The following is a 17,598-nucleotide window of genomic DNA, read 5'->3' as shown; positions in this document are numbered from 1 at the left end:
AAGCCCCCTCCCACAGGGGTATGCGGTGTGCGTTATGTCTTGGCGGGCAGGCAATCCAGGGCGCGGAAGGACAGGGTTCGGGCCATGTAGATCAGGCGACGCAGATCCAGTGTGGGAGGGGGCTTGCCCCCGATGGCGGCGTGTCAGCCGACATCATAATTGACTGATACACCGCTATCGGGGTGGTGGTGGGTCCGCTTGCTCGGTGTTGACTGGCCCACCCCCCGTCCCGACTCTCGATTCGTGACGTATCAGGGGGGCTATTTGGGATACAACGGCGGCAAGCTGGTGGTGTCGGTCGTCGGGTCTTGCTCGCGGTCGGCCATTGGAATGGCTTTTACCGCACGCCACAGTTCTTCGCCCAGCCAATAATGGCCGCTTTCGCTGTACAGCGCGCCGTTCAACCCATCCAGCGCGTCGGACAGCGGCACGAAGCGCGCCGCCATGTCGGCCAGGGTTTCCGGTTGTTGCCGGGCCCAGGCGTCGAGGGCCTGGCGCGTGGCCTGGGGGTCGTTGGCCTGGGTCGCGCGCTTGAGGTCGTCGAGCAGGGTGCGCGGGCTCGGGCCGGTTTGTGCCGCGCGTTGCACCGCCGGCTGGCGGCGTGCGCGCCACCACAGGCCAAAACCCAGCAACGTGGTGCAGGCAAGGAGCAGGGTGCTCAGTTGCCACAGCCACAGGCGGCTATCGTCGGGGGCGGTGATCACGGTCGGTGTCGCGGGTGTGTCCACCACCAGGCTCGGGTTATTCGCCACTTGCAGCGTGCGGGCGGGCAGGCGGGTGCGTTCGAGGTGGTCTTCATGGGTGTTCCACCACACCACTTCCACCGCCGGCAAGTCCAGCGCGCCGGCGCGGGTGGGCACCAGGGCTTCGCGGTCTTCTCGGCTGCCGATCAGGCCACGGTCGTTGTTCTGGTTGCCGACTACCGGCTGGTCCGGATAGCGGCGCAGGCCATTGATCTCGGTACTCGGCAGTGCCGGCAGTTGTGCGCTGGAGAGGCCCTCGGCCTTGACCGTCAGGCTGCGGGTCAGGGAATCGCCGACCTGCACGTGGTCCGGCTCGGGGTTCCAGTTTTCGCTCAGGGTCAGGCTGCGTGCCGGCAGCCACGGCGCCTCGGCGGGGTACAGCTCGGGCTTGGGCTTGACCGTCAGCTCGAGGGGCGCGGAGCTGACGTGGATCAGCTTGCCCGGCTTGGTGCCCTGCAGCGTGTTCTCCTGCGGCGGGCGCGATTCCACCAGGGTCGCGCTGAAGGTCTGGGCGGCAATCGTCAGGCTGCCGCTGTGCTGCGGGTAGATCGCGTAGCGGGTTTCGATCACGCCGTGGCGAATGCTGTTGATGACCTTCTCGTAGGTGCGTGATTCGCCCAGTTGCTCGATGCGCGCATCGGGAATCTGCAGCGGTGTGAGGCTGCTGTCGTCGTACAGCGACACCGAGTGATACACGCGTACCGTCAACAGGGCCTGGGCCTGCACGTACACGGTGTTCTGGTCGAGGTTGGACTCGACGAACACCGGCGCGAGTTCGGCGTTGGTGTCCTGGCTGGTGGTTTCCAGCACTTGCAGGCTGATCGGCTGGGTCGTGTATTCGCCCACTTGCAGCGGCGGGATCACCACGGTGCCGTTCTGCTTGGGCAGCAGGGTAATGATCCAGCGCGTGGTGGCGTGGTTATCGCCGCCGAGGGTGGTGAGTTGGTTGATCTGGCGCGTACCGCTGACTTCGAACTGCGCCTCCAGCGGCGACAGGTCGGGTTTGCCGAACTGCGTGACGTCGCCGGATTCTACCGTCAGCTCCACCGTTTCCCCGGAATTGAGGCGGCTGCGGTCGACGCTGGCGACCAGGCTCGCCGCCTGGGCGTGGCTTGCCGACAACGCGAGCAGAAGCAGAAGGGTGGTGCGGCGGCTCATCGAGTCTTGTCCTGATGCTGTTGCTGTTCGTACCAGAATTTGCGCCGCAGCAGTTCGCCGGGGTTGTCCGGGATCTCCTGCAGCCATTGTTCCAGGGCCTGGCGATGTTCGTCGTCCAGGCTGGCGCCGCTGGGGCGCAACGGCGGGGTGGTGGTTTGCTCGTCCTCCAGCTCGCTGCCCGGCACGTCATTGCCGCCCGCTTGTGGCGTGGCGCCGGCCTGGGTCTCGGCGGTGCCGGCTTCGCCCTGGTTTTGCGGCGATTGCTCGCCACCCGTGGCACTTTGCGCGCTGGCGCCCGGTTGCGCAGTTTGGCCGGGTTGGGTGGTTTCGTCATCTTCGTTTTTTGCGGGCGGGGCCGGCTCGGGCTGCGCCTGTTGTTGTATCAGGCTTTCCACCAGGGCCTTGTTTTTCAGGGCCGGCAGCAGATCGGGCTGGGCTTCCAGCGCCTGTTCGTAGGCATCGATGGCTGCTTCCAGCTCACCGGACCTGGCCAGTGCATTGCCGCGATTGTAGTGAGAGTAGGCGTCACTGCCCTCGGCAAAACGCTTGATGGCTTCGGCGTAGTTACCCGCTTCGTACAGCGCCACGCCTTGCCATTGCGGGTCTTGGAAGCGTTCGGCGGCTTCGGCGGGGCGTTTTTTCTTCAGCAGGTACTGGCCTTGCTGGTCGGGGCGCAGCCACAGGTCCTGGAGTTCGAAGGCATAACTGGGCTGCGGTGCGCCAAGCAGCAGCAACGGCAAGCAGAACAACCAGCCACGCCGCCCGGCGCACGCGGCCAGCAGCAACAGCGGCAGTAGCAGCCAGTAACCCTGGTCGGCCCAGGTGTCGAGGTGCAGCAGTTGGCCGTCGTTGCGCAGGGCTTGCGGCGCGTCGAGCATGCCCAGTTGGCGCAGGTCCTTGTCGTCCAGGCGCGCGGCACGGTAGCGGCCGCCCATTTCGCTGGCGAAGGCTTTGAGCGTCGGGCTGTCGAGGCGCGGCACGAGGATGGCGCCTTGGTCGTCCTTGAGAAATTCGCCGCTCTCCAGGGTCACCGGCGTGCCCTCGCGGCTACCGATGCCGAGGATCGACAGGCTTGGCGCCTGGCCGCCTTGCAGCAACAAGCGGATGCCCTGGCGTTCCTGCTTGGACAGCGATGAACCGATCAGCAGCAGACGCCCCTGGCCGAGGCCGCCTTGCTTGAGCAGGCCGAGGGCTTTCTCCACGGCCAGGTCGGCGCGGTGCCCGGGCTCGGGCATCAACGAGGGGCGTAGCGCTTCGAGCAGGTTGCGGCTGGTGGCCAGGTCGTCCGACAGCGGCACCAGGGTGTGGGCGCTGCCGGCATACACGACGATGGCGGTTTGTGCGTCGCTGCGCGCTTGCAGTAAGTCATACAGCTTGCGCCGTGCCTGCTCCAGGCGGCTGGGCGGGCTGTCGGTGGCGAGCATTTCCGGGGTCAGTTCGAGCAGCACCACCAAGGGGTCGGAAGGCTTCTGGCTGGTCTGTTCCACCCGTTGCCAACTGGGGCCGAGCAAGGCCAGTACTGCCAGCAGCCAGGCGATACCGAGGAGCACCCACGGCGATTTGCTTTCACGGCCATTGCCACCGCTGAGCAGCACGGCATGGAACGCCGGCGGCAGGATCATCTGCCAGCGCCCGGCGCGCTTTTGCCGGTGCCACAGCTGCCACAGCAACCAGCCGAGCAGCGGCAGCAGCAACAGCCACCAGGGACGGAACCAGTGCGGCCACAGGTCGATCATCGACGCCTCCGCAAACGCAGGCGTTTGAGGCGCTGGCGCCATTCTGGGTGCTGTTGCAGAAAATGCCCCTTGGTCGACAGTTTGTTGAACAGCCGTTGCAGCGCGTTGTTCGGCCAGCGCTCCTGCACCACCAGCAACAGGCTGAGGATCAGCGCCAATGCCAGGGGGCCGCTGTACAGCGCCTGGGCCGGGCGCGCCTGGGTCGGTTGCTGTTCGACCGGTTCGAGTTGGTCGAGGGTTTCCTTGACCGCTTGCAACTCTGCGCCATCGCGGGCACGGAAGTAGCGGCCGCCGGTGGCCTCGGCGAGGGCCTTGAGCGCCGGTTCGTCGAGGTCCAGGCTCGGGTTGACGCCCAGCACGCCAAGGGAACCGGTTTGTTCCGGATCGGCGCCGATACCGATCGGGTAGATCTTCACGCCTTCTTCAGCGGCCGGGCGCGCGGCGGTCAGTGGGTCGATCCGGCCGCCGTTGTTGGCGCCGTCAGTCACCAGGATCAGCACGCGGCTTTGCGCCGGGCGCTGGCGCAGGCGTTTCAAGGCCAGGCCGATGGCGTCACCGATGGCGGTGTTCTTGCCAGCGATGCCGATGCGCGCTTCATCCAGCCAGGTGCGTACCGTGTGGCGGTCGAAGGTCAGCGGCGCTTGCAGGTAGGCTTGGCTGCCGAACAGGATCAGGCCGACGCGATCGCCTTCGCGCCCTTCAAGGAAGTCGCCGAGCAGGTGCTTGACCAAGGTCAGGCGGCTGACGTCTTCGTCCTCCCAGTGCATATCGGGGAAATCCATGGAGCCGGACACGTCCACCGCCACCAGCAGATCGCGGCCGCTGGCGGCAATCGGCAGCGGTTCGCCGAGCCATTCCGGGCGGGCGGCGGCGGTCAACAGCAGCAGCCACAGCACGACGAAAGGCGCCTGTTGCCGCCAGCCGGGCAGGTTCGAGCGTGCGCGGCGGCCCGCCAGGCCTTCGAGGTCGCTGAGGTAGCTGACTTTCAGCGCGGGCTCGCCGCTGTCGGCCGCCGGCAGCACCAGGCGCATCAACCAGGGCAACGGCAGCAGGGCGAAGATCCACGGCCAGGCGAACTCAAACATGTTTGCGAATCCAGGTGTCGACGGCCTGGGTCAGGCCGGCGATGGCTTTGTCGTCGAGTTTGCATTCGGGCTTATAGGCGCCTTCCACCAGCACCATCCAGCGTGTGAGGCCGGCGGCGGGGCAGCGGTTATCGAGAAACGCCAGCCATTTGCGGCCATTGAGGGTGTGGCTCTGGCTGTAGGGGTAGTCGTTGCGGCACAGGCGCTTGAGCAGGCCGTTGAGTTGCTGCAGCCAGGCCCCGGCGGGCGCGCCGTCGTAGGGTCTGGGCATCAGCGCCAGTTCGGCCAGGGCGGCGATGCGCAGCGGGTCGAGCGGTTGTTCGGCGCGGGACACGGGGCGCCGCGTGGGCAGGAAACGGCGCAGCCACCACACGCCCCAGCCCAGCAGCGGGATCACCAGCAGCAACAGCCACCAGCCTGGCGCAGGCGGCCAGAAACCGATCGCCGGTGGGGCGATCAGCGGTTGGAGTTGGTCGAGGCTGCTCATTGCTTTTTAACCGGGCGTTGCGGGTTGAGGTATTCGCGCAGTTGCTCGACCATTTCGCTCTGGGTGCTCAAGGGCATCAGCAATACCCGCAGTTTCTGCGCGAGCAGTTCCCAGCGGGCGCTGCGCGCTTCGGCCTGGGCCTTGTAGGCCTGGCGCAAATCGAAGTTCAGCGTGTCCAGTTCCAGTTGCGCACCGCGTTCGGCAAAGCGCAGCAGCCCGGCGGCGGGCAGGGCGTGGTCGAGCGGGTCGGAGATCGGTAGCAGCAGCAGGTCGCAATGGCGTGACAACAGGCTCAGCTGTTGTTCGGCTCCTTCGGTCAGTGCGCGCTCGTCGCAGATCACGATCACCAGGCTGCCCGGGCGCAGCACTTCACGGCCACGGCGCAGGGCCAGGCCCAGGGCGTCGGTTTCGGGGCCGCTCTCGGTGCTCAGGCTCTGGTTGACCCGCACCAGGCGGTTGAGCAGTTGCAGCAGGCTCTGTTTGCTGCGCCGCGGTTTGATTTCGTAGTGCTCGTTGTCGCCGAAGACCAGCCCGCCGACGCGGTCGTTATGCCCCAGCGCCGCCCAGCCGATCAGGCTGGCCGCCTGGGCCGCGAGCACCGACTTGAACATCTGCCCCGAACCGAAAAACAAGCGGCAGCTTTGCTCCACCATGATGAAAATCGGGCGTTCGCGCTCTTCGTGGAACAGCTTGGTGTGCGGTTCCTGGGTGCGCGCGGTCACGCGCCAGTCGATGGTGCGTACATCGTCGCCGGCCTGGTAGACGCGCACCTGGTCGAAGTCGACTCCGCGCCCGCGCAGCTTGGAGTGGTGCAGGCCGATCAGCGGGCTGCGCTGGCTCGGCGTGGAAAACAGCTGCACTTCGCGCACGCGGTGGCGCATCTCAATCAATTCACTGAGCGTGACGCGCACTCCATCGCTGGCGTTCATCGATTTCAAGCGACGGCTACGACGTCGAGAATGCGTTGTACCACGCGGTCCTGGTCGATCCCGGCGGCTTCGGCTTCGAACGACAGAATGATGCGATGGCGCAGCACGTCGAACAGCACCGCCTGGATGTCTTCCGGGCTGACAAAGTCTCGCCCGGCCAGCCAGGCGTGGGCGCGGGCGCAGCGGTCGAGGGCGATCGAGCCACGGGGGCTGGCGCCATAGGCAATCCACTCGGCCATTTCCGGGTCGAATTTGGCCGGGGTGCGCGTGGCCATGACCAATTGCACCAGGTATTCCTCCACCGCATCGGCCATGTACAACCCGAGGATTTCCTTGCGCGCGGCAAAGATCGCCTGTTGGCTGACGCGGCGTTCGGGCTTGGTTTCACCGTTGAGCGCCTCGCCACGGGCCTGCTGCAGGATGCGCCGCTCGACGGCCGCGTCCGGGAAACCGATCTTGACGTGCATCAGGAAACGGTCGAGCTGGGCTTCGGGCAGCGGGTAGGTGCCTTCCTGCTCGATGGGGTTTTGCGTGGCCATCACCAGAAACAGCGGCGACAGCTCGTAAGTACTGCGACCCACACTGACCTGGCGCTCGGCCATGGCTTCGAGCAAGGCCGACTGCACCTTGGCCGGGGCGCGGTTGATTTCGTCCGCCAGCACCAGGTTGTGGAAGATCGGCCCCTGCTGGAACACGAAGCTGCCGGTTTCGGGGCGATAGATTTCAGTGCCGGTGATGTCGGCGGGCAACAGGTCGGGGGTGAACTGGATACGATGGAACTGCGCTTCGATGCCTTCGGCCAACTCCTTGATGGCCTTGGTCTTGGCCAGGCCCGGCGCGCCTTCCACCAGCATATGGCCGTCGGCAAGCAAGGCGATCAGCAGGCGCTCGATGAGTTTTTCCTGGCCGAGAATCTGCGTAGAAAGAAAGGTTCGCAGCGCAAGCAGCGCTTCACGATGTTCCATCGATGACGGTTCCTGGAGAGATGAGCCCGAGCGTCGAGAAAAAACGCCGGGCCTGGGGGGCTTACTTTAATGCATCGGGGGGGGCGGCGACTAACGGCGCGCGGGGTATTTTTCGCAAAACGTGTAGGAATTTTGTGTGTCAGTAGCCTCAGGCACGGATATAAGTGCCTGTGCCCCTGAGAATGTTCTGCAGGGTTTCTTCAACTTCAGCCATATCCTCAGGGGCGGTGCTGTGCAGAATCTCCAAGTGATCCTTGCCGCCCAGCGCATCGGCATCGCCTGCCGCCAGCTCAATCAGCAACGTGCTGTCACTCAGCGTGACCTTCAGGCCCTCGAGGGTCGATGGTTCGTCGTCCCAGGTCAGCTCCACCTCGTCTTCATCCGGGTAACGGGCCAGTATGAACATCTCGCCCTTAGTGCTATGGCAGCAGAGCATGGCCATGTTGTCTTCTTCTTCGTCACATGGGTTGGCGATCAGGTTGGTAGTGATCAATTGCATGGCAGTCCTATGGGTTTATTGGCCGCAAAAGGGGGATTTTGCCACTGCCGCCATATTTATGTCGGTGTGAATTTCATCAGTGCGTCATGGCTTGAGCACAACGATTTTGCCTTTTTTATAGGTTGACTATCTAAACGGTGGCACGCCTGTCGGCTGTGGCCTGGGGGCCGCCTGATTATATTTATCCCATTGCGCAGAATATACGCCGCTGTCGGCGAACGAAATCGGCGGATTGATGTTATCCGGTGACGAGGTGGGTTGCGAAATGATGGGCGAGGGTGCTGTTGGCGTAATCATGACGGACCTGCGATAGATGGCGGTCGGTAAACCACGCTCCCTGTGTTTTTTTGATTGGCGGTTGGCGCAGGAAAAGTTCCCTGATGTTTGAGGTCCCTTGCTTGATGTGCCGTAGGTATGTGCCGACGGGCTTCGCGTGTGTTAGCTATCATTGGCTTGAAATCAGCGCCGGTGACCGGCTTTTTTGTAGTTCGGTGTGTGTGGTTGCCCTTTGTGCAACCCTTCGTTGCCAGCCGATGACCGAATATGTCGCAGCGCCGCAAGCAGCTGTCTTCCTACTCTCGTTAAGCTGCGCAACGGATGTGCTCACTGCTGGGAGCCTGACCTGCCCGTCACACCGTCGCCTGGCAAGGTGTATGTCCAATGGAAGTTGTATGTGACCTGATCGTCTTGTCCAGCTTCACCCACCTGTCACCCTGATTCGTTTATGGTGCTTGTATCGTTACCTGCGAACAGGGCTGACGGTCTCCCCGCAAGGGGATAACACGCGACGCTTCCATCAATAACAAGCCCAAGCGGAGTACCACAGATGGCGTTCTTCACCGCAGCCAGCAAGGCCGACTTCCAGCATCAACTGCAAGCGGCACTGGCGCAGCACATCAGTGAACAGGCACTGCCACAAGTGGCGCTGTTCGCTGAACAATTTTTCGGCATCATTTCCCTGGACGAACTGACCCAACGTCGCCTTTCCGACCTGGCCGGTTGCACCCTGTCTGCCTGGCGCCTGCTTGAGCGCTTCGACCACACCGAACCCCAGGTGCGGGTCTACAACCCCGATTACGAACGTCATGGTTGGCAGTCGACCCACACCGCGGTCGAAGTGCTGCACCATGACCTGCCATTTCTGGTGGACTCGGTGCGTACCGAGCTGAACCGCCGCGGCTACAGCATCCACACCCTGCAAACCACCGTGCTCAGCACGCGCCGTGGCAGCAAGGGCGAATTGCTGGAAATTCTGGCCAAGGGCACCCAGGGCGAAGGCATCCAGCAAGAATCGCTGATGTACCTGGAAATCGACCGCTGCGCCAACGCCGCCGAACTGAACGTGCTGAGCAAAGAGCTGGAGCAGGTACTGGGCGAAGTGCGCGTGGCCGTGGCCGATTTCGAGCCGATGAAAGCCAAGGTCCAGGAACTGCTGGTCGGTATCGACGCCAGCCGGTTCAGCATCGACGGCGAAGAAAAAGCCGAGATCAAGAACTTCCTGGAATGGCTGGTGGGCAACCACTTCACCTTCCTCGGCTATGAAGAGTTCGTGGTACGTGACGAGGCGGACGGCGGTCATATCGAATATGACGCCGGCTCCTTCCTCGGTCTGACCAAGCTGCTGCGCGCCGGCCTTACCGCCGACGACCTGCGCATCGAAGACTACGCCGTGTCCTACCTGCGCGAGCCGACCGTGTTGTCGTTCGCCAAGGCCGCCCACCCGAGCCGCGTGCATCGCCCGGCTTATCCGGACTACGTGTCGATCCGCGAGATCGACGCCGACGGCAAGGTCATCAAGGAATGCCGCTTCATGGGCCTGTACACCTCGTCGGTGTACGGCGAAAGCGTGCGGGTGATTCCTTATATCCGCCGCAAGGTCGCGGAAATCGAACGCCGCTCGGGCTTCCAGGCCAAGGCGCACCTGGGCAAGGAACTGGCGCAGGTGGTCGAAGTACTGCCGCGTGACGACCTGTTCCAGACCCCGGTCGACGAGCTGTTCAGCACCGTGATGTCGATCGTGCAGATCCAGGAACGCAACAAGATCCGCGTGTTCCTGCGCAAAGACCCCTACGGGCGTTTCTGCTACTGCCTGGCCTACGTGCCGCGCGACATCTATTCCACCGAAGTACGCCAGAAGATCCAGCAAGTGCTGATGGATCGCCTGAAAGCCTCGGACTGCGAATTCTGGACGTTCTTCTCCGAGTCCGTGCTGGCCCGTGTGCAACTGATTCTGCGGGTCGACCCGAAGAACCGCCTGGACATCGACCCGCTGCAACTGGAAAAAGAAGTGGTGCAGGCCTGCCGCAGCTGGCAGGACGACTATTCCAGCCTGGTGGTCGAAAGCTTCGGCGAAGCCCACGGCACCAACGTGCTGGCGGATTTCCCGAAAGGCTTCCCGGCCGGCTACCGCGAGCGTTTTGCTGCGCATTCGGCGGTGGTCGACATGCAGCACTTGCTCAGCCTCACCGAAGCCAACCCGTTGGTGATGAGCTTCTATCAGCCGCTGGGCCAGGTGTCCGGCCAGCGTGAGCTGCATTGCAAGCTCTACCATGCCGACACCCCGCTGGCGCTGTCCGACGTATTGCCGATCCTGGAAAACCTCGGCCTGCGCGTGCTGGGTGAATTCCCGTACCGCCTGCGTCATGCCAATGGCCGTGAGTTCTGGATCCATGATTTCGCGTTCATTGCCGCCGAAGGCGTGAACCTGGATATCCAGCAGCTCAACGACACCCTGCAGGACGCGTTCGTGCATATCGTCCACGGCGATGCCGAGAACGATGCGTTCAACCGCCTGGTACTCACCGCCGGCCTGCCGTGGCGCGACGTGGCGCTGCTGCGTGCCTACGCGCGTTACATGAAACAGATCCGCCTGGGCTTCGACCTGGGTTACATCGCCAGCACCCTGAACAACCACACCGACATCGCCCGCGAGTTGACCCGGTTGTTCAAGACGCGCTTCTACCTGGCGCGCAAGCTCACCGCCGACGACCTGGAAGACAAGCAGCAACGCCTGGAACACGCGATCCTCAGTGCCCTGGACGAGGTTCAGGTGCTCAACGAAGACCGCATCCTGCGTCGCTACCTGGACCTGATCAAGGCCACCCTGCGCACCAACTTCTACCAGACCGACGCCAACGGCCAGAACAAGGCGTACTTCAGCTTCAAGTTCGACCCGCGGGCCATTCCCGAGCTGCCCAAGCCAGTGCCGAAGTTTGAAATCTTCGTCTACTCGCCACGGGTCGAGGGTGTCCACCTGCGCTTCGGTAATGTCGCGCGCGGCGGCCTGCGCTGGTCCGACCGTGAAGAAGACTTCCGCACCGAAGTGCTCGGCCTGGTAAAAGCCCAGCAAGTGAAGAACTCGGTGATCGTGCCGGTGGGCGCCAAGGGCGGCTTCCTGCCGCGCCGCTTGCCACTGGGCGGCAGCCGCGACGAGATCGCGGCCGAGGGCATCGCCTGCTACCGCATCTTCATTTCCGGCCTGTTGGACATCACCGATAACCTCAAGGATGGCGCCCTGGTGCCGCCGGTCAACGTCGTGCGGCATGACGGCGATGACCCGTACCTGGTGGTCGCGGCCGACAAAGGCACCGCGACGTTCTCCGACATCGCCAACGGCATTGCCATCGACTACGGCTTCTGGCTCGGCGATGCATTCGCCTCCGGCGGTTCGGCCGGTTACGACCACAAGAAAATGGGCATCACCGCCAAGGGCGCGTGGGTCGGTGTGCAGCGTCACTTCCGTGAGCGCGGCATCAACGTGCAGGAAGACAGCATCACCGTGGTCGGCGTCGGCGACATGGCCGGCGACGTGTTCGGTAACGGCCTGTTGATGTCCGACAAGCTGCAACTGGTCGCGGCCTTCAACCACCTGCATATCTTCATCGACCCGAACCCGAACCCGGCGACCAGCTTCGTCGAGCGTCAGCGCATGTTCGAGTTGCCGCGTTCGGCGTGGAGCGACTACGACACCAGCATCATGTCCGAAGGCGGCGGTATTTTCTCGCGCAGCGCGAAGAGCATTGCCATCTCGGCGCAGATGAAAGAACGCTTCGACATCCAGGCTGACAAACTGACCCCGACCGAACTGCTGAACGCCTTGCTCAAGGCGCCGGTGGACCTGTTGTGGAACGGCGGTATCGGCACTTACGTCAAGGCCAGCACCGAAAGCCATGCCGATGTGGGCGACAAGGCCAACGACGCCCTGCGCGTCAACGGCAACGAGCTGCGCTGCAAGGTGGTGGGCGAGGGCGGTAACCTTGGCATGACCCAACTGGGGCGTGTGGAATTCGGTCTCAATGGCGGCGGTTCGAACACCGACTTCATCGACAACGCCGGCGGTGTGGACTGCTCCGACCACGAAGTGAACATCAAGATCCTGCTCAACGAAGTGGTGCAGGCCGGCGACATGACCGACAAGCAACGCAACCAGTTGCTGGCGAGCATGACCGACGAAGTCGGCAGCCTGGTGTTGGGCAACAACTACAAGCAGACCCAGGCCCTGTCCCTGGCCGCCCGCCGTGCCTACGAGCGTGCCGCCGAGTACAAGCGCCTGATGAGCGACCTGGAAAGCCGTGGCAAGCTGGACCGCGCCATCGAGTATCTGCCGACCGAGGAGCAGCTCACCGAGCGCGCCGCCACCGGCAAGGGCCTGACCCGTCCGGAGCTGTCGGTGCTGATCTCGTACAGCAAGATCGACCTCAAGGAAGCCCTGCTCAAGTCGCAGGTGCCGGATGACGAGTACCTGACCCGTGACATGGAGACCGCGTTCCCACCGAGCCTGGTGGCCAAGTTCGGCGAGGCGATGCGTCGCCACCGTCTGAAGCGCGAGATCGTCAGCACCCAGATCGCCAACGACCTGGTCAACCACATGGGCATCACCTTCGTGCAGCGGCTCAAAGAGTCGACCGGCATGAGCCCGGCCAACGTGGCGGGCGCCTATGTGATCGTGCGCGACATTTTCCATCTCCCGCACTGGTTCCGTCAGATCGAAGCCCTGGACCACCAGGTCTCCGCCGACGTGCAACTGGAGCTGATGGACGAGCTGATGCGCCTGGGCCGTCGCGCCACGCGTTGGTTCCTGCGCAGCCGTCGCAACGAGCAGGATGCCGGGCGTGACACCGCGCACTTCGGTCCGCACCTGGCCGCACTGGGTCTCAAACTCGACGAACTGCTCGAAGGCCCGACCCGCGAAGGCTGGCAGACCCGTTACCAGGCCTACACCGAAGCCGGCGTACCGGAGTTGTTGGCACGCATGGTTGCAGGCACGACGCACCTGTACACCTTGCTGCCGATCATCGAAGCCGCCGACGTGACCGGGCATGACGCCGCCGAAGTGGCCAAGGCCTACTTCGCCGTCGGCAGCGCCCTGGACTTGCCATGGTACCTGCAGCAGATCAGCGATCTTCCGGTGGCCAACAACTGGCAGGCCCAGGCTCGCGAAGCTTTCCGCGACGACGTGGACTGGCAGCAACGGGCGATCACCATTTCCGTACTGCAAATGGCCGAAGCGCCACAAGACATGGAAGCCCGCGTGGCCCTGTGGCTTGAGCAGCACCAGGACATGGCCGATCGCTGGCGCGCAATGATGGTGGAAATCCGTGCCGCGGTCGGCACGGACTACGCCATGTACGCGGTGGCCAACCGTGAGTTGCTGGACCTGGCGTTGAGCGGTCAGTCGGTGCTGGCATCGGTTTGATCGAGCGGTAAACAACTGTGGAAGGGGGCTTGCTCCCGATAGCGATGGATCAGTCAACACCTGTATGACTGATCCTCCACTATCGGGGGCAAGCCCCCTTCTTCATTGTGAGCGCCATCGACTTGGGATCAGTGGTGCTTGAGTAGTCGGGTCTCCAGGTGATCCAGGTGCCGGGTCATCAAGTTCACCGCAATGCCAGAGGCCCGTTGCTCGATGGCATCGACAATCGCCACATGCTCCTGCCACGCACAATAGCTGCTGGCTTGCGCCTCGTACTGGGCAATGATCAGCGACGTCAACGGCACCAGGCTGTTGAGAAACTGCGCCAACGGCGCATTTCCCGCCATCGCCGCCAATTGCAGATGAAACTCCCCCGACAAGCGAATCGCCGGCCCACGCTGGTCGCGTTCAATACAATCACGCTCGCGGGCAATCAACTCGCGCAACTGGCGGATCTGCATCGGTGTGGCCTGGGCGCAGGCCAGTTGTACCACCGTGATCTCCGTCAACCGCCGCGCTTCCAGAATCTGCCGCGTCTGCTGGGCATCCGGTGCGGCTACCTGGGCGCGCTGGTTGGGGCGCAGGATGATCACGTGCTGGTGCGACAACTTGGCCAACACCCGGCGAATCACGCTGCGGCTCACTCCGAAGGTTTGGCCCAGGCTTTCCTCGGTCAACCGGGTGGACGGGGCGATGCGCTGTTCGAGAATGGCGTCGAACAGCCGTGGGTAGATGTCATTCACCGAGGGCTTTTTACCGGCCACCAGGCACATGGCGGGCAGGCCGGTGATGGGCAGGTCGCGTGGCAAGGCGTGGGCGGTCATGGCCGGTCTCCAAAAATCAACTGCCCAGATGGTCGTCCGGGATGGTCAAGCGAATGCCCATGCGCAGGCCTTCCTGGAGGATGTGCTTGCGCATTTCGGCACTGGCCAGGGCGCTGTTCTTGTTGCGGATGGCGCGCACCACGGCATCGTTTTCCTGCAGGCGTTCCGCCAGGTGTTCCGGGGAGTTGCGCAGCACCTGTGCGCTTTGCTTGAGAGCGTTGCTGGTTTGTTGCACCACGTTCTGGAAGATCGGGTTGGAGGTGAGGGCGAACAGTTCTTCGTGGAAGGCAATGTAGGCATTCATCCCGGCTTCGGCGTCGCCAGCGTCGAGGGCTTCGCGCATGTCCATCAGGGTCAGGCGCAGTTGGCCAACCTCTTTGCTGCTGATGGATTGGGCCACCAGGCCGACAATAAACGGTTCGAGGGTGTAGCGCAGTTGCAGGATATCTTCGAGGCTGGCGTCGGCCACGGCGTCACTCGATTGCGCCTCGTTGACGTGGGTTTCGAGCACCACCACGCCTTTGCCGGGCATCGAGCGCACCAGGCCGAGGGTTTCCAGCACGATCACGGCTTCACGCAGGCTGGGGCGGCTGATGCCCAGCTGTTCGGCCAGTTCACGCTGACCGGGCAGCATTTCACCGCGCCGCCACTGGCCCCGCGCCAGGGAGGCGCGGAGTTTTTCTACGACTGAATTGACGACGGTTGAGGGGGTGACCACGTCGATTGCTCCTTGATGTTGCGAATACAATTGCCACAAAGGCGACGATTGAGTGTGGGAGGGAGCAAGCCCCCTCCCACTGGTGATCTGTGTCGCTCATGCCAATGGGTCAGAACTCCTGGTGCGCGGGCACTACCGGCTTTTTAGCCTGGAACGCATAACCCTGCTGGCCGGCGAGTACCTTGTTGGCGCGCTGGATATCGATGTCTTTTTCCCAGCGCGCAATGGCCACGGTGGCGACGCAGTTGCCGATCAGGTTGGTCAATGCACGGCCGATGCCCATGAACCAATCCACCGCCAATACCAGCACCAGGCCGACCACCGGAATCGCCGGGATGGCCGTGAGTGTCGCCGCCAGAATCACCAGCGCCGACCCCGGAATGCCATGGGCGCCCTTGGAGGTGATCAACGATACCAGCAGGATGGTCAGCAAGTCGGTCATCGACAGCGGTGTGCCGGTAGCGTTGGCGATAAACACGATGGCCAGGGTCAGATAGATCGAGAAACCGTCGAGGTTGAACGAATAGCCTGTCGGAATCACCAGGCCCACGGTGGAACTGCCGATGCCCAAGTGTTCCAGTTTACGCATGATCTGTGGCAGCACCGCGTCGGACGAGGCGGTGCCCATCACGATCAGCAGCTCTTCGCGCAGGTACTTGAGCAGCGGCAGCATGCGCAGGCCGGACAGGCGCATCACCAGGCCGAGGATCACCCCGACAAACATAAAGCAGGTCAGGTAGAACAGGCCTACCAGGCTGCCCAGGTGCTGCAGTGAGTCCAGGCCGTAGGTGCTGGTGGTAAAGGCGATCGCGCCGAACACGCCGATCGGCGCCAGGCGCACGATCATGCCCATGATGCGGAAGATCACGTGACTCAGCTCGTTGATCAGCCGCGAAATGCCCGACGCCGCTTCACCCACCAGGTTCAAGGCGCTGCCGAACAGCACCGAGAACAGCAGCACTTGCAGCACGTTGTTGTCGGCAAACGCGCCGATCACCGAGTTGGGGATCAGGTCCATCAGGAACTGGCTGGTGCCCTTGATGTGTTGGCCCTTGTCGGCCAGTTCATGCAAGCCGGCGGAGGACAATTGCTCCAGGTGGATATTCGCACCGCTGCCGATGCCGGTGCTGAAGGCCATGAGCAGGCCGATCACCAGGGCGACGGTGGTCAGCACTTCGAAATAGATCACCGACTTGAGGCCGATGCGCCCGACCTTTTTCAAGTCGCCGGCGCCGGAGATACCGCTGACCACCACGCAGAACACGATCAGGCCAATCAACATCTTGATCAATTTGATGAAACCGTCACCCAGGGGTTTGAGTTGCGAGGAGAATTCGGGAAGGGCCAGGCCGCAGAGGATGCCGAGCATCAGACCGATCACGACTTGCAGGAAAATCGAACGCGAGCACCATCTGAACATGGGAGGGATCTCTATTCGGTGCCCTGGTGGGTCCAGGGCTTAATTGTTGTGGTCATACCGGTAAGTCCAGTGCGTGGCCAGTCTACGCTGGGTTTTTTCCAGGTCACAAGTGATTTTCGCGGCTTGTCCGGTTGCGGTCTGACCAGTTGCTCTGCGAGGGCGGTGCTTGAGCGGTTGACGGGGCGCAAATTTTTTCGCTTATCATCCGCCGCTGAGTACGCGAGGTGACGGATGGACAAACCAGGACTGACCACCAACGACGCAGGGCTGACCCATTGCAGTTGGCGTACCGCTGCGCCGGAATATCCGCATTACCACGACCATGAATGGGGCGTGCCGGTGGCGGATGACATTCAGTTGTACGAGAAGATTTGCCTGGAGGGGTTTCAGGCAGGGATGGCGTGGATCACCATCCTGCGCAAGCGCGAGCATTTTCGGCGGGCGTTCGACGGTTTTGATTTCCGCCGTGTGGCGCAGTACGGCGAAGCGGATATCGAACGCCTGATGGCTGACCCTGGCATTGTGCGCAACCGCGCCAAAATCGTCTCGACCCTCAACAATGCGCGCAGGGCGTGCGAGTTGGTGGCGGAAAGCGGTTCGTTGGCGAAATGGCTATGGTCGTTCGAACCGACGCCAGACGAACGCCCGGCGCGGGTGGATCTGGCGTATTGGAGCGCCAACCCGACGTCACCGGCTTCGGTGCGCTTGTCGAAGGCCTTGAAGAAACGCGGGTGGACCTACGTGGGGCCGACCACGATGTATGCGTTGATGCAGGCGACGGGGATGGTCAATGACCATCTTGAAGGCTGTGCCTGCCGCGAGCCGATCGAAGCACTGCGCCGTCGATTCAATCGCCCTTGAGTCTCGCAGCGGTGCTATTCGTGCGCCAGAGGGGTGAGCACCTCAGCCTTGTCATCCAGCACCATCACCACCAGCAGTTTCGCCGGTCGGGTCTGGCTGGCATTGCTCGACTCGAAGTGCCGCGAGCCCGCCGGCTCGTAGAATGACTGGCCGGCCGTGTAGGTGATCGCCGGTTCATCGTTGACCTGCGACGTAATCGCGCCCTCCAGTACGTAAGCCACGGCAGTGCCGGTATGGCTGTGGGGCACGGTGGCCTGGCCCGCGGCGTAATCGACGCTCAGCATGATGGTTTTCTTGCCGGGCACGTTGCTCAGGGCGTGCTCTTGCAGAACCTTGATCGACTCCTGGTTGTACACCGGTTCATGGGCGAAGGCACTGAACGAGGCCAGTATCAGGGCGGTTGCGAGTGAGCGTTTCATGGCGAGTTTCCGAGTCGTTCGAGAGGTCTTCACCCTACGCCGCGTGCTCCCGCCAACCA

Annotated in this window: 13 protein-coding genes; 2 read left to right on the top strand and 11 right to left on the bottom strand. The window is 63.1% G+C overall.

Features of this window, described 5'->3' with window-relative positions:
• Nucleotides 1–260: 260 nt before the first annotated feature.
• The 7 genes from INT12_RS18050 to INT12_RS18020 all read right to left on the bottom strand — a co-directional run bounded on the left by INT12_RS18050 (nt 261) and on the right by INT12_RS18020 (nt 7,602).
• Entirely contained in the window at nt 261–1,901 is a 1,641-nt protein-coding gene (locus INT12_RS18050; protein WP_169885121.1) for a BatD family protein, read from the bottom strand.
• Nucleotides 1,898–3,637, bottom strand: a complete 1,740-nt coding sequence (locus INT12_RS18045) for a tetratricopeptide repeat protein (RefSeq protein WP_193058960.1) — start codon at nt 3,635–3,637, stop codon at nt 1,898–1,900. The genes INT12_RS18050 and INT12_RS18045 overlap by 4 nt, the downstream gene beginning before the upstream one ends.
• Nucleotides 3,634–4,722, bottom strand: a complete 1,089-nt coding sequence (locus INT12_RS18040; protein ID WP_193058959.1) for a vWA domain-containing protein — start codon at nt 4,720–4,722, stop codon at nt 3,634–3,636. Before INT12_RS18040 ends, INT12_RS18045 begins: the two co-directional genes overlap by 4 nt.
• Nucleotides 4,715–5,209: a DUF4381 domain-containing protein gene (locus INT12_RS18035; RefSeq protein WP_017846484.1), complete on the bottom strand. Its 495-nt coding sequence runs from the start codon at nt 5,207–5,209 to the stop codon at nt 4,715–4,717. The genes INT12_RS18040 and INT12_RS18035 overlap by 8 nt, the downstream gene beginning before the upstream one ends.
• On the bottom strand, nt 5,206–6,138 hold the full coding sequence (locus INT12_RS18030; RefSeq protein WP_017846483.1) for a DUF58 domain-containing protein: 933 nt from the start codon (nt 6,136–6,138) through the stop codon (nt 5,206–5,208). Before INT12_RS18030 ends, INT12_RS18035 begins: the two co-directional genes overlap by 4 nt.
• Nucleotides 6,139–6,143: 5 nt before the next feature.
• Nucleotides 6,144–7,103 (bottom strand): AAA family ATPase, encoded by a 960-nt coding sequence (locus INT12_RS18025; protein ID WP_003218556.1) that lies wholly within the window; start codon nt 7,101–7,103, stop codon nt 6,144–6,146.
• Between the two features lie 148 nt (nt 7,104–7,251).
• On the bottom strand, nt 7,252–7,602 hold the full coding sequence (locus INT12_RS18020; RefSeq protein WP_193040643.1) for a hypothetical protein: 351 nt from the start codon (nt 7,600–7,602) through the stop codon (nt 7,252–7,254).
• An 826-nt stretch (nt 7,603–8,428) separates the two neighbouring features.
• Here INT12_RS18020 and INT12_RS18015 point away from each other — a divergent pair.
• Nucleotides 8,429–13,297, top strand: a complete 4,869-nt coding sequence (locus INT12_RS18015; protein ID WP_193040644.1) for an NAD-glutamate dehydrogenase — start codon at nt 8,429–8,431, stop codon at nt 13,295–13,297.
• 128 nt (nt 13,298–13,425) lie between these two features.
• On the opposite strand, the gene INT12_RS18010 is transcribed toward INT12_RS18015, so the two are convergent.
• From INT12_RS18010 to INT12_RS18000, 3 genes are all read right to left on the bottom strand, one after another.
• On the bottom strand, nt 13,426–14,121 hold the full coding sequence (locus INT12_RS18010; protein ID WP_017846480.1) for a GntR family transcriptional regulator: 696 nt from the start codon (nt 14,119–14,121) through the stop codon (nt 13,426–13,428).
• 16 nt (nt 14,122–14,137) lie between these two features.
• A complete protein-coding gene (locus INT12_RS18005; RefSeq protein ID WP_017846479.1) occupies nt 14,138–14,839 on the bottom strand; it encodes a FadR/GntR family transcriptional regulator in 702 nt (233 codons plus the stop codon).
• Between the two features lie 109 nt (nt 14,840–14,948).
• On the bottom strand, nt 14,949–16,274 hold the full coding sequence (locus tag INT12_RS18000; RefSeq protein WP_173677810.1) for a C4-dicarboxylate transporter DctA: 1,326 nt from the start codon (nt 16,272–16,274) through the stop codon (nt 14,949–14,951).
• Between the two features lie 216 nt (nt 16,275–16,490).
• Between INT12_RS18000 and INT12_RS17995 the strand changes: the two genes are divergently transcribed.
• Nucleotides 16,491–17,120 carry a DNA-3-methyladenine glycosylase I gene (locus INT12_RS17995; RefSeq protein WP_102617566.1) on the top strand — a complete coding sequence of 210 codons (630 nt, stop codon included), beginning with the start codon at nt 16,491–16,493 and terminating at the stop codon, nt 17,118–17,120.
• Between the two features lie 14 nt (nt 17,121–17,134).
• Here the strand turns inward: INT12_RS17995 and INT12_RS17990 are convergent, their stop codons facing one another.
• On the bottom strand, nt 17,135–17,539 hold the full coding sequence (locus INT12_RS17990) for a cupin domain-containing protein (RefSeq protein ID WP_193040645.1): 405 nt from the start codon (nt 17,537–17,539) through the stop codon (nt 17,135–17,137).
• Nucleotides 17,540–17,598 lie beyond the last annotated feature (59 nt).

It is taken from the genome of Pseudomonas sp. K8 (assembly GCF_014889455.1).
GTDB classification, from domain to species: Bacteria; Pseudomonadota; Gammaproteobacteria; order Pseudomonadales; family Pseudomonadaceae; genus Aquipseudomonas; species Aquipseudomonas veronii.
This window is presented reverse-complemented; position numbering and strand designations above follow the sequence as displayed.

Bases quoted from the DNA above. Each gene is read 5' to 3' on its own strand.
- INT12_RS17995 (WP_102617566.1), top strand. From the start codon at position 16,491: ATGGACAAACCAGGACTGACCACCAACGACGCAGGGCTGACCCATTGC.
- INT12_RS18015 (WP_193040644.1), top strand. From the start codon at position 8,429: ATGGCGTTCTTCACCGCAGCCAGCAAGGCCGACTTCCAGCATCAACTG.
- INT12_RS18025 (WP_003218556.1), bottom strand. From the start codon at position 7,103: ATGGAACATCGTGAAGCGCTGCTTGCGCTGCGAACCTTTCTTTCTACG.
- INT12_RS18010 (WP_017846480.1), bottom strand. From the start codon at position 14,121: ATGACCGCCCACGCCTTGCCACGCGACCTGCCCATCACCGGCCTGCCC.
- INT12_RS18030 (WP_017846483.1), bottom strand. From the start codon at position 6,138: ATGAACGCCAGCGATGGAGTGCGCGTCACGCTCAGTGAATTGATTGAG.
- INT12_RS18040 (WP_193058959.1), bottom strand. From the start codon at position 4,722: ATGTTTGAGTTCGCCTGGCCGTGGATCTTCGCCCTGCTGCCGTTGCCC.
- INT12_RS17990 (WP_193040645.1), bottom strand. From the start codon at position 17,539: ATGAAACGCTCACTCGCAACCGCCCTGATACTGGCCTCGTTCAGTGCC.
- INT12_RS18035 (WP_017846484.1), bottom strand. From the start codon at position 5,209: ATGAGCAGCCTCGACCAACTCCAACCGCTGATCGCCCCACCGGCGATC.
- INT12_RS18045 (WP_193058960.1), bottom strand. From the start codon at position 3,637: ATGATCGACCTGTGGCCGCACTGGTTCCGTCCCTGGTGGCTGTTGCTG.
- INT12_RS18020 (WP_193040643.1), bottom strand. From the start codon at position 7,602: ATGCAATTGATCACTACCAACCTGATCGCCAACCCATGTGACGAAGAA.
- INT12_RS18050 (WP_169885121.1), bottom strand. From the start codon at position 1,901: ATGAGCCGCCGCACCACCCTTCTGCTTCTGCTCGCGTTGTCGGCAAGC.